The 13,795-nt window shown below is 60.9% G+C and carries 14 protein-coding genes; 10 read left to right on the top strand and 4 right to left on the bottom strand.

The genetic code is table 11. The features are described 5' to 3' along the window. The first annotated feature begins 10 nt into the window (after positions 1-10). Both AC1DE4_RS16130 and AC1DE4_RS16135 read left to right on the top strand, forming a co-directional pair. The gene (locus AC1DE4_RS16130; RefSeq protein WP_018856044.1) at positions 11-1,171 is read left to right on the top strand and encodes an aminodeoxychorismate synthase component I; all 1,161 of its coding nucleotides are present in this window, start codon (positions 11-13) and stop codon (positions 1,169-1,171) included. Then, on the top strand, positions 1,168-1,794 hold the full coding sequence (locus AC1DE4_RS16135; protein WP_113470652.1) for an aminotransferase class IV family protein: 627 nt from the start codon (positions 1,168-1,170) through the stop codon (positions 1,792-1,794). Before AC1DE4_RS16130 ends, AC1DE4_RS16135 begins: the two co-directional genes overlap by 4 nt. Here AC1DE4_RS16135 and AC1DE4_RS16140 read toward each other — a convergent pair. Next, positions 1,791-2,699 carry a sensor domain-containing diguanylate cyclase gene (locus AC1DE4_RS16140; RefSeq protein WP_113470651.1) on the bottom strand — a complete coding sequence of 303 codons (909 nt, stop codon included), beginning with the start codon at positions 2,697-2,699 and terminating at the stop codon, positions 1,791-1,793. The two genes, AC1DE4_RS16135 and AC1DE4_RS16140, sit on opposite strands and share 4 nt — an antisense overlap. Positions 2,700-2,832: 133 nt before the next feature. Here AC1DE4_RS16140 and AC1DE4_RS16145 point away from each other — a divergent pair, with 133 nt between their 5' ends. From AC1DE4_RS16145 to hemH, 7 genes are all read left to right on the top strand, one after another. Then, positions 2,833-3,117, top strand: a complete 285-nt coding sequence (locus AC1DE4_RS16145; protein ID WP_018856047.1) for a YciI family protein — start codon at positions 2,833-2,835, stop codon at positions 3,115-3,117. 180 nt (positions 3,118-3,297) lie between these two features. After that, positions 3,298-4,236, top strand: a complete 939-nt coding sequence (locus AC1DE4_RS16150) for an MBL fold metallo-hydrolase (protein WP_409564061.1) — start codon at positions 3,298-3,300, stop codon at positions 4,234-4,236. A 100-nt stretch (positions 4,237-4,336) separates the two neighbouring features. Next, positions 4,337-5,212 carry a heme-dependent oxidative N-demethylase family protein gene (locus AC1DE4_RS16155; protein ID WP_192241591.1) on the top strand — a complete coding sequence of 292 codons (876 nt, stop codon included), beginning with the start codon at positions 4,337-4,339 and terminating at the stop codon, positions 5,210-5,212. A gap of 133 nt (positions 5,213-5,345) precedes the next feature. Further along, positions 5,346-6,797, top strand: coding sequence for a homospermidine synthase (locus AC1DE4_RS16160; protein ID WP_062373039.1), 1,452 nt, complete (start codon positions 5,346-5,348; stop codon positions 6,795-6,797). Between the two features lie 170 nt (positions 6,798-6,967). After that, positions 6,968-7,336, top strand: a complete 369-nt coding sequence (omp10, locus tag AC1DE4_RS16165; protein WP_018859923.1) for an outer membrane lipoprotein Omp10 — start codon at positions 6,968-6,970, stop codon at positions 7,334-7,336. Positions 7,337-7,736: 400 nt separating this feature from the next. Further along, the gene (locus tag AC1DE4_RS16170; protein WP_113470648.1) at positions 7,737-9,620 is read left to right on the top strand and encodes a bifunctional metallophosphatase/5'-nucleotidase; all 1,884 of its coding nucleotides are present in this window, start codon (positions 7,737-7,739) and stop codon (positions 9,618-9,620) included. Between the two features lie 122 nt (positions 9,621-9,742). Next, positions 9,743-10,780, top strand: coding sequence for a ferrochelatase (gene hemH / locus AC1DE4_RS16175; protein WP_113470647.1), 1,038 nt, complete (start codon positions 9,743-9,745; stop codon positions 10,778-10,780). On the opposite strand, the gene queE is transcribed toward hemH, so the two are convergent. From queE to queC, 3 genes are read right to left on the bottom strand one after another with little or no spacing between them, the layout of a single operon-like run. After that, positions 10,781-11,518 (bottom strand): 7-carboxy-7-deazaguanine synthase QueE, encoded by a 738-nt coding sequence (gene queE / locus AC1DE4_RS16180; protein WP_192241590.1) that lies wholly within the window; start codon positions 11,516-11,518, stop codon positions 10,781-10,783. Beyond that, positions 11,515-11,871 (bottom strand): 6-carboxytetrahydropterin synthase QueD, encoded by a 357-nt coding sequence (gene queD / locus AC1DE4_RS16185; protein WP_018859919.1) that lies wholly within the window; start codon positions 11,869-11,871, stop codon positions 11,515-11,517. Before queD ends, queE begins: the two co-directional genes overlap by 4 nt. Next, a complete protein-coding gene (queC, locus tag AC1DE4_RS16190; RefSeq protein ID WP_018859918.1) occupies positions 11,871-12,581 on the bottom strand; it encodes a 7-cyano-7-deazaguanine synthase QueC in 711 nt (236 codons plus the stop codon). Before queC ends, queD begins: the two co-directional genes overlap by 1 nt. A gap of 203 nt (positions 12,582-12,784) precedes the next feature. Between queC and AC1DE4_RS16195 the strand changes: the two genes are divergently transcribed. Next, positions 12,785-13,792, top strand: a complete 1,008-nt coding sequence (locus AC1DE4_RS16195) for an SPFH domain-containing protein (RefSeq protein WP_018859917.1) — start codon at positions 12,785-12,787, stop codon at positions 13,790-13,792. The last annotated feature ends 3 nt before the right edge of the window (positions 13,793-13,795 follow it).

Consider the following 13,795-nt stretch of genomic DNA (forward strand, 5'->3'; position numbering starts at 1 on the left):
AAAGGCAGGCATGACCAAGGCTGAACGCTACGTTCTGTTCCGGGATGACACGACCGGGCAAGTGATGCTCTTTTCCGATCCGTCGGAGATCATCATTGCCCGGACGCGCGCCGAGTTCCTTGCGGGCCTTGCCCGTATGGAAGAGGCAAAAGCGGCTGGCAAATGGCTGGCGGGCTACATGGCTTATGAAGCCGGCTACCTCTTCGAGGAAAAGCTCGCCGCTTTCCTGCCTGAAGGCCGGGAGACGCCGCTGCTCGCCTTCGGCGTCTTCGATACTCCCGAAGCCGGTATCCATCCTCTCGCGCAGCAGACACACCGCAGCGAAAACGACGAATTCCTGAGCGAGCCCAAGGCCGGTTGGGACTTTGCTCGATATAAAGAGCGATTCGATCGCCTGCATTGGCACCTACGTCAGGGCGATTGCTACCAGGCAAACCTCACCATGCCGATCACCGCCCGCTGGTCCGGCGATCCGCGCGACGCCTTCTGGTCGCTGATTTCGAGGCAGCCTGTGAAATACGGCGCGCTGGTCGATCTCGGCGGCCCCATCCTGCTTTCACGCTCGCCCGAGCTCTTCTTCCGCACCGACGAAGAGGGCTGGATCGAAACACATCCGATGAAGGGAACGGCAAAACGCGGGGCCGATGATACCGAGGACGCGGCAATCGTCGCCGCGATGCGCGACGACATAAAGACGCAAGCCGAAAACCGCATGATCGTCGATCTGCTGCGCAACGACATCTCGCGCATCACGGAGGTCGGCACCCTGGATGTCCCGAAACTCTTCGACATCGAGACCTATCCGACCGTCCACCAGATGGTCAGCCACGTGCAGGCGAAACTCCTTCCGAATCTGACCATTCGCGATATCTTCGCTGCCCTCTTTCCCTGCGGATCGATCACCGGCGCCCCAAAACTCAGTGCCATGCAGATCCTGCACGCGCTGGAAGACACACCGCGCGACGCCTATTGCGGCGCGATCGGCATGATTGCGCCCGGCGGCGGCATGCGCTTCTCGGTGGCGATCCGCACCATTAGCCTCTTTTCCGATGGCAAGGCGGTCTTCAACGTCGGCGGCGGCATCGTCTTTGATTCCACCGCCGAAGCCGAATACGAGGAGTGCCTGCTGAAAGCGCGGTTTGCGATCGGCGATCAGGAGATCGTGCGATGAACGACTTCTCGCTGCTCGAAACACTGCGTTGGGAACCCGAAGCCGGTTTCGTCAGGCTGCGCCTGCACCTGGCGCGCCTCTCCCGCTCCGCGCGCCGCATCGGCTTTCCAGACCCCACGGATGCTACCGCGAAACTGAAAGAAGCGGTTAGCAGCGCCACAACGGCACGGCGAACGCGTCTGACGCTCGACCGGCTGGGGCAGATCGAGATCACCACGGCTCCCTTCGCGCCGATCCCAGAAGGCACCACATGGAAGGTCCGGATTGCCGAAACCCGTCTCGATTCCGCCGACAAATTGCTGCGGATGAAAACGACGCGCCGTGGTGTCTACGAGACCGCACGCGCCGACTATCCGTCGTCCGAAGTTGACGAAGTTCTGCTTCTGAACGAGCGCGGCGAGGTCTGCGAAGGCACCATCACCTCAGTCTTTCTCGACGACGGATCAGGCGTGTTGCGCACGCCACCAATCTCCTGCGGCCTGCTCGCCGGCGTCTTGCGCACCGAGTTGATCTGCCAGCGCAAGGCGCGGGTTGGACGCATCTCTGTCCACGATCTGACAGCCGGAACACTCTATATGGGTAATTCGTTGCGCGGACTGATACCGGCCCGCCTCCTCAGCTAGGCCACGATCTTCAACCGATCGCGGCCGCTTTGCTTGGCGTGATACAGGGCTTCGTCGGCGCGGGCATAGACCTCGCGCGCCGTCTCTCCTGGCCGCAACTCCGCCAACCCTGCAGAGCAGGTGTAAGAGAAGGACGGTGCGGTGGGTATAGGACGCGCGCCGCGCACCATTCCGATGAGGCGTTCTATGATCAGTTCGGCCTGCGCCAGGGTCGTATCCGGCAGGATCAACATGAATTCCTCGCCGCCGATCCGCCCGAAGCTGTCACGTCGGCGGATAACCGGCTGCACGCGGCGTGAGAAATCAATCAGCACATCGTCGCCGAACTGGTGGCCATAGATGTCATTGATGCGCTTGAAGAAATCAAGGTCGATGATGCAGATGCAGCCCACAGTGCCGGGATTGGCAGAGGCCTGCCCCGCGATCAGGCTCTCCAGCGCCGCCATCATGAAGCGACGGTTGGAAATACTGGTCAACTCATCCGTCTGCGAGGCCCGCAGCGCAAAGTCGCGGTCCTGCCGTACGTCTCGCCCGCTTTGCTTCAGAAAGGTGATGTCGCTAGCAACACAAAGCATCCAGCCGTCTTTCTGCACGGTCTCGGTCATCCAGAACCAGCGACCGTCGACGACGTCGGTTTCGAACGCCCTGAACGGCAGCTTGCCCCGGCGCGATTGCGCGGAAACGAGCCAAGTCTCGAAATCAGCAGTGCGAATGATCGTCCCCTTGCCCGCCTTCGTATTGCGCCGCATGAGTTCCGACCACAAGGGAGTCTCGTCCGGTTCGATGGCGAAAGTCGAACGAAAGGCAGCATTTGCATAGCGCAACCGGTCTTCCTGATCGTAAACGGCGATCAGGACCGCGCTTTCTTCCTGCAATTCGGCAAGCCGCTCAGATATCTGGTTCATCCAATTGTTCCGGGGCACGCTGCAAACAATGGTTCGCACTTTGGCGCAGAGCTCAAAAAAGAAGATGGATGGCTCGGCGCCGATTGAATATTCACATGCATCGGAACACAACACCCCGAAAGGAAATTCTGCGATGTTCATCCTCGCCCTGACCTATGTGAAGCCGAACGAGGAAGCCGACAGGCATATGGAGCCGCATATGGCCTGGGTCAAGGAAGGCTATGCAAAAGGCTGGTTCCTCGCCTCCGGCCGCAAGGTGCCGCGAACTGGCGGCGTGGTGCTCGCGGTCGGTCAGCATGCCGAAATCGAGGCCTACGTCGCAAAAGATCCCTTCACGGTGCATGGCATCGCCGAATACGAGATCACCGAGGTCGCCATCACCACGACTATCGAGGGATTGGATATTTTAAAGGGCTGATTCACAACCGGCGCACCGCCAATTCACTGTGCTCTACTTGGAGCACGGGCCGCCCCAAACTTAGGTGTACCTCGACCGCCAAAACGCTTCACCATAGAGTCCGCATGGTCCGTTGCCCGATATGTCTCTCACGAAAGACAGGAGCGCATTATGTCACAGGCTGAAGCAAAACGCGGTACGATGGGTCAGCAGAAGTCAGGTATGACCCAGAACAACACCTCACAGCCCGGAAGATTGCGGCCCGAAGAGTTGGTCCCGTCGCGCTACGCGGTCCGGGTCGGTGAGATTGACGTGCTGGTGGTCAGCGATGGGGTACTGCCGCTTCCAACCGCGATGTTGGGACATAACGCCGACCCGACCGCCCGGGCGGCCTGGCTTAAGGACATGTTCCTGCCGCCGGACGCTTTCGACTGGGCGCTGAACGTGGTCGTGGTGCGCAGCGGCGGGCAGACCATACTCATCGACGCTGGGCTGGGATTGGACCCGGACTTGAACTTGCCGCGGGCCGGGCAGTTGACCAAGCGACTGGAGGCGGCTGGCATCGATCTTGGATCCGTCACCGACATCGTGCTCACCCACATGCACATGGACCATGTTGGCGGGCTGCTCGTCGACGGAGTGAAGGAACGGCTGCGGCCGGACCTGCGGATTCACGTGGCGGCCGCCGAGGTCAAATTCTGGGAGTCGCCCGATTTCTCCCGCGTCTCGATGCCGCCGGGGTTCCCGGACGCGCTTCGGGCGGCCGCCAAACGTTTCACGGAAGAATACCGCAGCCATCTGCGGCTGTTCGATGAAGAGCAAGCGGTAGCGCCGGGCGTGGTCGCCACACGTACCGGCGGTCACACCCCTGGGCACAGCGTGGTCCGCGTGGCGTCCGGCAACGATCGGCTGATGTTTGCCGGCGACGCCGTGTTCGCGGTCGGGTTCGAACACCCCGACTGGTATAACGGTTTCGAACACGATCCAGAAGAAGCGGCCCGCGTCCGGGTCCGACTTTTGCGGGAGCTGGCGGAGACCGGCGGACTGCTGGTGGCTACTCATCTGCCGTTCCCGTCCGTTGGCCACGTTGCAGTCGAGGGCGACGATTTTCGTTGGGTGCCGGTCTTCTGGGACTACTGAGGGCTTGTCGGGTCAGGGCATGAGCCAAATCTGGCCCCATCCGGACAGTCTGTGGCGGACGGTCTTCCATCGGGGGACATTGGCGGCATAGAGTGCGATCATGACGCCTCTGACCTATACACCCTATGGCGGCTCCGCCCGGCCTTTCACCATCGGTTTGATGCCGCTCGATCCTAGCCGCTGGATCGAGCCGGATGACGATTGGGCCCGCTATGTCGGCGAGAAACGACGCCTGATCGAGACACATCGCGACGAGATCTTCGTTGCCGAGGCGGATACCGCGGAAGCACAGCAGGAGGTCTTCGATCTCCTGCTGGCTTATCTTGCGGAATATCATCCGAAGCTTGCCGACAGCGTTGCCCATGCAACCGAGCGGGATGCACCGCCCCTGCTGCGTGCCGGCCTGCTGGTGCAGGACGATCTCGTCATCATGCGACGTAGGGAAGACGGCTGGCATCTTGTCGCCGGCTTTGTCGCCTTCCCGTCCTCATGGTCGCTGCAGGAGAAGTTCGGTCGCCCGATGCAGGCAATTCACGCCGACGTGCCCGGTTTCGGCGAAGGTACGCGTAACGCGACACTCATCACCCGCATCTTCGATAACCTGCAGGTTTCGCAACCTGTGGAACGGCTGAACTGGTCCGTGAACGTCACGGATGAACTATTTTTGCCACTCTCCAAACACCGCCGCCCGCCGTCGGCCGACCCGTTCACGCTCGCCGAGCGCTTTGCTCGCGTCGAGCGCCAGACGCTGCACAAACTGCCGAAGTCGGGCGATATTCTGTTTACCATCCGCGTCTATGTCGATTCGATAGCCGCGATCGCCGACCACCCGAATGCCGCCAAACTTGCCGGAAGCTTCGCCGCGCAGCTGGATAGTCTCGATGAGCAGCAGGCGGCCTATAAAGGTCTGATACTGCAGAAGGCCGAACTCGTCGCGAAGCTTCGAGCGCTCGCGGACACCCTCTCTCCCGCCTGAGTTTTATGCTCTTGCTCTTTATTGTGACGCCGTTTTGTGGTTAGAGCCGATAATCTCGCATTCTCTGCGCAATTTCCAGATGAATTCCTAAAGGCCCATCGCCTTCGTCGCCTTCCACAGGAGAAAAGAAAGAATGACGGAACAAACCCACCCGGTATATGCCGAAATTACTGGCCCGATCGTGATGATCGGCTTTGGCTCCATCGGCCGCGGTACCCTGCCGCTGATCGAGCGCCACTTCAAATTCGACAAGAGCCGGATGGTAGTCATCGACCCGCGCGACGACGCAGATCACACCGAAATCATGGCAAAGCATGGCGTGAAGCACATCAAGGCTCATGTCACGAAGGAAAACTACAAGGAACTGCTGAAACCGCTTCTGACCGAAGGCAGTGGCCAGGGTTTTTGCGTCAATCTCTCCGTCGACACCGGTTCGGTCGACCTGATGAAGCTCTGCCGCAAGCTCGGCGCTCTCTACATCGATACCGTCATCGAGCCCTGGCTCGGTTTCTACTTCGACAAGAGCATGAAGAATGCCGACCGCACCAACTACGCACTGCGTGAAACTCTTCGCAAGGAAAAGGCGAAGAACCCGGGCGGTCCGACTGCTGTCTCCACCTGCGGCGCAAACCCGGGTATGGTTTCGTGGTTCGTCAAGAAGGCGCTCGTCAACCTCGCCAACGATATCGGTGTGAAGTTCGAAGAGCCGGATCAGCACGACCGCGAAGGCTGGGCGAAGCTGATGAAGAAGGTCGGCGTCAAGGGCATCCACATCGCCGAGCGCGACACGCAGCGTACCAAGCATCCGAAGCCGCTTAACGTCTTCTGGAACACCTGGTCGGTTGAAGGCTTCATCTCCGAAGGCTTGCAGCCGGCCGAACTCGGCTGGGGCACCCACGAAAACTGGATGCCGAAGAACGGCAAGAAGCACAAGAAGGGTTGCAAGGCTGGTATCTACCTCGAGCAGCCGGGCGCCAACACTCGCGTCCGCACGTGGTGCCCGACCCCCGGTCCGCAGTACGGCTTCCTCGTAACGCACAACGAGGCGATCTCGATCGCCGACTTCTTCACCGTTCGCGACAAGGACGGCGAAGTCACCTTCCGTCCGACCTGCCACTACGCCTACCATCCGGCGAACGACGCGGTTCTCTCGATGCATGAGATGTTCGGCAACGGCGGCAACCCGCAGCCGGTTCACCACGTTCTCGACGAGGACGAGTTGGAGGACGGCATCGACGAACTCGGCGTCCTGCTCTACGGCCATGAGAAGAACGCTTACTGGTACGGTTCCCGCCTGTCGCTGGAGGAAACGCGCCGCATCGCGCCTTACCAGAACGCGACGGGCATGCAGGTCACCTCCGCCGTTCTCGCCGGCATGGTCTGGGCCCTTGAAAATCCGACGGCCGGTATCGTCGAAGCCGACGAAATCGACTACAAGCGCTGCCTCGAGGTGCAGAGCCGGTACCTCGGCCCGGTCGAAGGCCACTACACCGAGTGGACGCCGCTGGAAGGTCGCCCGGGGCTCTTCCCGGAAGAGATCGACACCAAGGATCCGTGGCAGTTCAAGAACATCCTCGTTCGCTGATCCCAGCCCGAACCGCATTTGAAGATGCCCGCCTTGCGGCGGGCATTTTTGTAACGCCTGCTGTATAAATGCCGTCATGAGACCTTGAAGTCTTGCCTTAACTACCGGCTCGCGCCATGTGTTTCACAACCACACGGATAGTTCTCGTTCCGAAGCCCCGGGAGAAACTCATGAGAATCAGACCCCTCCTTGTCCTCATCGGCGCGTCCGCGGCGTTGAGCGCCTGCACCACGTCGTCGCCGCGCCCGGTACCGGTCGCTGCAACCCCGGCTCAGACAGGCGTTGAGGGTTCATGGTCGGATCCGAACGGCATCATCTCCACATTCCAGGCCGGAACCTTCACCACGCGCACGACCGACAGCAACCAGCTTCTCGCGTCGGGCACTTATGTGAACACCTCCCCGTCGCTGGTCGAGATCAACATGACCTCGCTGGTGCGCAAGACGCAATCCAAGGTCAACTGCGCGCTGGTGACCCAGAGCCAGCTCAATTGCACCTCCGACGCCGGTTCCCAATTCACGCTCACGCGCCGCATGTAGAGCTGTAAGGTTCGATTTGCGTTGGACTAAATGGTTCTGGTCTGCCAAAAGGCCCCGAGGACGCGACCGCCGTTATTTATAGAACGGGGTCGGGCGACCGATTGACGTCACGTTGCTGCCGCGAGATCACGCTGGCCGTCCTCAAATTCTCAACAAGCCGGTTTCAGAGGATGACTGCGTTCGCAGCCTGAGCGGATTTTCGTCGTTCGAAAAAAGAAAGCAGCTCTAGGGTTTGTTGAAAGCAGCCTCTCGCGAGGTTTTTCGTTTACCGCCCTTGGAATGCGCCGCTTCTGTCACAGCTTTTTCTCTTGCCGCCGCTAAATGCTTGGTGGAAACATTGATCACCTAGGGACGGCGGAGCGCAGGGGATATGGCTTCGCCGAAAAATCAGGAGAGCAGGATGACGAATTTTCAGTTCGGTCTGTTGACCGCGTCGATGCTGGCGCTGTCAAGCAGCGCCGCTTTTGCCGATTACGAACTCAATATCCTTCACATCAACGATTTCCATTCGCGCATCGAGTCGATCAACAAGTTCGATTCCACCTGCTCGGCCGAGGAAGAAGGCAAGAAGGAATGCTTCGGCGGCGCCGCCCGCCTGAAGACCGCGATCGACCAGCGTCGCGCCGCCCTGAACGGCAAGAACACGCTGCTGCTGAATGCCGGCGACAATTTCCAGGGATCGCTCTTCTACACGACCTACAAGGGCGCGGTCGAAGCCGAAATGCTGAATGACATGAAGTTCGACGTCATGACCGTCGGCAACCACGAGTTCGACGACAGCGAGGATGGCCTGGCGACCTTCCTCGACAAGGTGCAATTCCCAGTCATTTCGGCCAATGTCCTGGCCGGTGACGGCTCCAAGCTCGGCGATCGCATCAAGCCTTCGCTGGTGCTCGAGGTCGGCGGCCAGAAGATTGGCATCGTCGGCGCCGTGACCAACGATACCGAAGAACTGTCCTCGCCCGGCCCGAAGGTGATGATCGCCGACGACGTGCAGACCATCACCGCGGCCGTCGAAGACTTGAAGAAGCAAGGCATCAACAAGATCATCGCGCTGACCCATGTCGGCTATCCGCGCGACCTCGCAGCCATCGCCAAGATCCCCGATGTCGACGTCGTCGTCGGCGGCCATTCGCACAGCCTGCTGTCCAACACCGACCCGAAGGCGGAAGGCCCCTACCCGACGATGGTCGACAATCCCGGCGGCTACAAGGTGCCGGTGGTTCAGGCGGCATCGTACAGCAAGTATCTCGGCGACCTCGTCGTCACCTTCGATGACAACGGCGTCGTCAAGGACGCCAAGGGCGACCCGATCCTGATCGATTTCTCCTTCACTCCGGATCCGAGCCTCACCGCGCGTATCGCCGAACTCGCCAAGCCGATCGAAGAACTGCGCAAGAAGGTCATCGGTTCCAGCGAAGCCCCGATCCAAGGCGACCGCACTGTCTGCCGAGTCGAGGAATGCTCAATGGGCAACCTCGTCGCCGACGCCATGCTCGACCGCGGCAAGAGCCAGGGCATGAGCGTCGCCATCCAGAATGGCGGCGGTCTGCGCGCCTCGATCGATGCCGGCGACGTCACTCAGGGCGAAGTCATCACCGTGCTGCCGTTCCAGAACACGCTGGCGACCTTCCAGCTGACGGGTGCCGATATCCGCAAGGCTCTCGAAAATGGCCTGAGCCAGATTGAACAGGGCGCCGGCCGTTTCCCTCAGGTATCGGGCTTGAAATACACCTTCGATAAGACCAAACCTGCCGGCAGCCGCCTCGTTTCCGTCGAAGCGAAGGAAGGCGACGCCTTCGTGGTGCTCGACGATGCTAAGACCTACGGCGTCGTCACCAACAACTTCATGCGTGCAGGTGGCGATGGCTACTCGATCTTCGAGACGGCGGGCAAGAATGCCTACGACTTCGGACCGGACCTCGCCGACGTGACTGCCGAATATCTTGCAGCGCACTCGCCCTACAAGCCTTATACGGACGGTCGCGTGACCGAAGTCGCAGCCTCCGGTACCCAGGCAGCTGCCACGACGGCACCCGCACAGGCCGCGCCCGCCTCCCCGGCAGCACCGGCAGCTTCTACGGCACCCACCGCGGCAGCTCCGGCAGCGCTCGCCCCGAATACGCCGACCAACCACGTCATCGCCGCCGGCGATACGCTTTGGGATCTCTCCAAGCAGTTCTATGGCGAGGGCGCGCTCTGGAAGAAGATTTCCGACGCCAACGGCACGCCGGCGCCACGCCACCTGACGATCGGTAAGGAACTGCAGATTCCGTCGAAGTAAGACGATTTGTCTCGATTCTGAAAGCCGGTCCGGGGTTCCGCGGACCGGCTTTTGTTTCTATAGGGTGAACCACCGAAGTCCGGCTGCGTGTGAGCCGGTCAGACAAGACACCAAGGGTTTAAATGACGACCATTGAAACTGCGCACCGCCCGGCGGACCACCCGCCCGTCAAATCAGGCAAGGTCGGCGTCCTGCTCGTTAATCTGGGCACGCCCGATGGCACCGATTACACGTCCATGCGCCGTTACCTGAAGGAATTCCTGACCGACAAGCGCGTCATCGAGTGGTCACCCTGGAAGTGGTACCCGATCCTCTTCGGCATCGTCCTCAACACGCGCCCGCAAAAGGTGGGCAAGGCCTATGAGACGATCTGGAACAAGGACAGGAACGAGAGCTACCTGCGCACCTACACGCGCAACCAGTCCGATCTCATGGCCGAACGCTTGAAGGACCTGCCAAACGTGAAGGTGGATTGGGCAATGCGCTATGGCACGCCCTCGATTCCATCGCGCATCGAGGCGCTGAAGGACGAGGGTTGCGATCGCATCGTTCTTTTCCCGCTTTATCCGCAATACGCCGCCGCAACGACGGCAACCGTCAACGACAAGGCCTTCCAGCAGCTACTCAAGATGCGCTGGCAGCCGGCGCTGCGGACCGTCCCTGACTATCACGACGACGAGACCTACATCGAAGCACTTGCCAATTCGGTGAAGGACCATTTGGCGACGCTCGACTGGCAGCCGGACATGGTACTCGCCTCCTTCCACGGCATTCCTATGTCCTATTTCAAGCTTGGCGATCCCTATTATTGCCAGTGCCAGAAGACCGGCCGCCTGCTGCGCGAACGGCTGGGACTGCCGGAAGACAAGTTCATGGTGACCTTCCAATCCCGTTTCGGGCCGGAAGAGTGGCTGCAGCCCTATACCGACAAGACGGTGGAGAAGCTGGCCCAAGACGGCGTCAAGAAGATCGCCGTTCTGAACCCCGGTTTCGTGTCCGACTGTCTGGAGACACTGGAAGAAATCGCCGAGCAGGCCGCTCATTCCTTCCATGAGAATGGCGGCGAGAAGTTCGCTCACATCCCCTGCCTCAACGACAGCGAGGATGGCATGCGAGTGCTCGAAAAGGTCGTTCGCCGCGAACTGCTCGGCTGGGCCTGATCAGACGCCGCGCTTGTTGCCCCAGAGCAGAACATGCAACTGGGGCAGCACACGGGCCTCGAACCACCGGTCCTCGGTCACCTTGTCGACCAGCCACAGCATCCTGTCCATGATACCGTCGATATCGACGCGCGCATCGTCGTCGTCAGGCGGCGGAGGCGTGTGGTTCCCCGGCTGCAGATAGACGGGCAGATCGGGATAGCGCGCCGCCGCCTCGCGGGCATAGGCATAGTCGCGGTCGTCGAAGACGACGATCTTCAGCGCGATATCGGGCCCGCAGGCCGCCATCTTGAGACAGACCTCGAACGCATCCCAATCCGTCGCCATGCCGCTCGAGGGCGGCTTCAGGCTCAGCACCAGCACATCAAGATCGGCAAACCACTCCTTGGCGACGCTCCCCTGCGTTTCCAGCGCGAATCTGTAGCCTTGCTCATGCCCATGCGCGATCAGACCGCCAAGCGGCTGGATCGCCGGGTTGCCACCCGAAAGCGAGACCATCAGAGGCTTGCCGCCGGAGAGCCGCGTCACCTCCGCCCATATGCCATCGACGGTCATCGGCAGCCATTGATCGCGATACTCGCTATCCACAGCATGCAGGCTGTCGCACCAAGAACAGCGATAATCGCAGCCGCCGGTGCGAACGAAGACGGTCGGCAGGCCGATCAGGACGCCTTCCCCCTGGATCGTCGGCCCGAAGATCTCGCTGACGCGGATCTGGGCCTCGCGAGCCCCGCTCACGGTCGGTATTCCGCCCAGGTCTTCGGTGTCTCGCTGACGCGCACGGCGGAAGTCTCCGGCAGTCGCTCCTTGCACCAGTCGTAGAAGTGCTTGGCGAGATATTCCGAGGTCACGCGATCATGGCCGAACACCTCATTCAGATGCCGATGGTCGAAGCGCTCGTCGATGTAGCGCTTCAGCGGCGAAAGCTCTTGATAGTCTCGAACGAAGCCGTTCTCGTCGAGTTCGGCGGCGGCCAGTTCCACCACGACGATATAGTTGTGACCGTGCAGGCGAGCACACTGGTGATCGGCGGGCAGATGCGTCAGCTGATGCGACGCGGAAAAGTGAAACTCCTTGGTGATGCGAAACATCACTTCACCTCCCTGGCCGAATAGCCTGCTGTGGCCGCCACCCAGAAATCCGGATCCTCGTATTCCGTGGGGTCGGCGACGCCGGCCAGATGAAAGGCCTCGCGCCGCTCGACGCAGGTGCCGCACCGTCCGCAATGGCGCGTACCGCCCTTGTAGCAGGACCATGTCTCGGCAAATGGCGTCCCGTATTTCGCACCATCGGTAACGATATCGGCTTTCGAGACGTTGACGTAGGGAGCCAGCAGCGAAACACTGGCATAGCCATCCAGCGCCTGGTTCTGCATCTCCTGGAAAGCATCGATGAAGCCCGGGCGGCAATCGGGATAGATGAAGTGGTCGCCGCCATGCACGGCAACGGCGACCGCGTCGGCTTTCTGGGCCGCTGCGAGACCGAACGCGATTGCAAGCATGATTGCGTTGCGGTTCGGCACCACGGTCGCCTTCATCGTCTCCTCGGCATAGTGGCCGTCGGGCACGTCGACATCGTCGGTCAGGGCCGAACCCGTCAGGTGCCGGCCGATGGTGCGGATGTCGATGATCTGGTGCGGTACGCCGAGCCGCTTGGCGCAGGCTGTGGCAAAGTCCAGTTCCTTGCGGTGGCGCTGTCCGTAATCGAAGGAAAGCAGGCTGATAAGCTGATGCTCCGCCGCCACGCGATGGGCGAGCGAAATGGAGTCCAATCCGCCGGAGCAGATGACGATCGTCTTCATGATGAGGATCCCTTGTTTTGACCGGGTGGGCTGCGACCGGTATTTCCTGCGCGCCTTCTAATGCAAAGCGCTCCCGTTGTGAATAGTCGACTGACATCCCATATCGAATCCATAAACCGGATAGCTTCGCCAGCCGAAGATGCTGGCGTTTCAGGCCGGCTCGTCTAAGGTTGCATCAGTCGATTCTATCGCGGGGGAGTTTCATGGTTCTGAGTGGCTTCGATATCGTCGTCATAGCACTGGTGATCTTCGTCATCCTCGTGCTGTTTGCAGGCATCAAGATCGTGCCGCAGGGCTACCGCTACACCCTCGAGCGTTTCGGCCGCTATACGCGCACGCTGGAGCCCGGCCTCAACCTCATCACCCCCTTCATCGAGCGTATCGGCGCCCGCATGAACGTCATGGAACAGGTCCTGAACGTGCCGACCCAGGAGGTTATAACCAAGGATAACGCCTCCATCTCGACCGACGCCGTCGCTTTCTACCAGGTCCTCAACGCCGCCGAGGCAGCCTATCAGGTCGCGAACCTCGAGAATGCCGTCTTGAACCTGACGATGACCAACATCCGTACCGTCATGGGGTCGATGGATCTCGACGAATTGCTCTCGAACCGTGATGCCATCAACGACCGGCTGCTGCACGTCGTCGACGATGCCGTCCGGCCTTGGGGCATCAAGGTGACGCGCATCGAGATCAAGGACATCCAGCCACCACGCGACCTGGTGGACGCCATGGCGCGGCAGATGAAGGCCGAACGCGAGAAGCGCGCGCAGGTGCTGGAGGCCGAAGGCTCCCGTAACGCTCAGATCCTGCGTGCCGAGGGCTCCAAGCAATCGGCAATCCTGCAGGCCGAGGGTCAGCGCGAAGCCGCCTTCCGCAACGCCGAGGCTCGAGAACGCCTCGCCGAAGCAGAAGCCAAGGCAACCAAGATGGTGTCGGAGGCGATTGCATCGGGCAACATTCAGGCCGTCAACTATTTCGTAGCCCAGAAATATACCGAAGCTCTCACCGCGATCGGTACCGCCGGTAGTTCGAAGGTCGTGCTGATGCCGGTCGAGGCTTCGTCCATCATCGGCTCGCTTGGCGGCATTGGAGCGATCGCCAGGGAGGTCTTCGGCGACAACCCGACGCCGCCGCCACCACCACGCCAGCAGTCAACCCCGCGAACCACCCCGGCCGTCAACCCCTTCAACCCGCCAACGGAGCGCTGAGCC

It is taken from the genome of Rhizobium sp. 10N414, from assembly GCF_056394785.1.

Bases quoted from the DNA above. Each gene is read 5' to 3' on its own strand.
- AC1DE4_RS16130 (WP_018856044.1), top strand. From the start codon at position 11: ATGACCAAGGCTGAACGCTACGTTCTGTTCCGGGATGACACGACCGGG.
- AC1DE4_RS16135 (WP_113470652.1), top strand. From the start codon at position 1,168: ATGAACGACTTCTCGCTGCTCGAAACACTGCGTTGGGAACCCGAAGCC.
- AC1DE4_RS16140 (WP_113470651.1), bottom strand. From the start codon at position 2,699: ATGAACCAGATATCTGAGCGGCTTGCCGAATTGCAGGAAGAAAGCGCG.
- AC1DE4_RS16145 (WP_018856047.1), top strand. From the start codon at position 2,833: ATGTTCATCCTCGCCCTGACCTATGTGAAGCCGAACGAGGAAGCCGAC.
- AC1DE4_RS16150 (WP_409564061.1), top strand. From the start codon at position 3,298: ATGGGTCAGCAGAAGTCAGGTATGACCCAGAACAACACCTCACAGCCC.
- AC1DE4_RS16155 (WP_192241591.1), top strand. From the start codon at position 4,337: ATGACGCCTCTGACCTATACACCCTATGGCGGCTCCGCCCGGCCTTTC.
- AC1DE4_RS16160 (WP_062373039.1), top strand. From the start codon at position 5,346: ATGACGGAACAAACCCACCCGGTATATGCCGAAATTACTGGCCCGATC.
- omp10 (WP_018859923.1), top strand. From the start codon at position 6,968: ATGAGAATCAGACCCCTCCTTGTCCTCATCGGCGCGTCCGCGGCGTTG.
- AC1DE4_RS16170 (WP_113470648.1), top strand. From the start codon at position 7,737: ATGACGAATTTTCAGTTCGGTCTGTTGACCGCGTCGATGCTGGCGCTG.
- hemH (WP_113470647.1), top strand. From the start codon at position 9,743: ATGACGACCATTGAAACTGCGCACCGCCCGGCGGACCACCCGCCCGTC.
- queD (WP_018859919.1), bottom strand. From the start codon at position 11,871: ATGTTTCGCATCACCAAGGAGTTTCACTTTTCCGCGTCGCATCAGCTG.
- queC (WP_018859918.1), bottom strand. From the start codon at position 12,581: ATGAAGACGATCGTCATCTGCTCCGGCGGATTGGACTCCATTTCGCTC.
- AC1DE4_RS16195 (WP_018859917.1), top strand. From the start codon at position 12,785: ATGGTTCTGAGTGGCTTCGATATCGTCGTCATAGCACTGGTGATCTTC.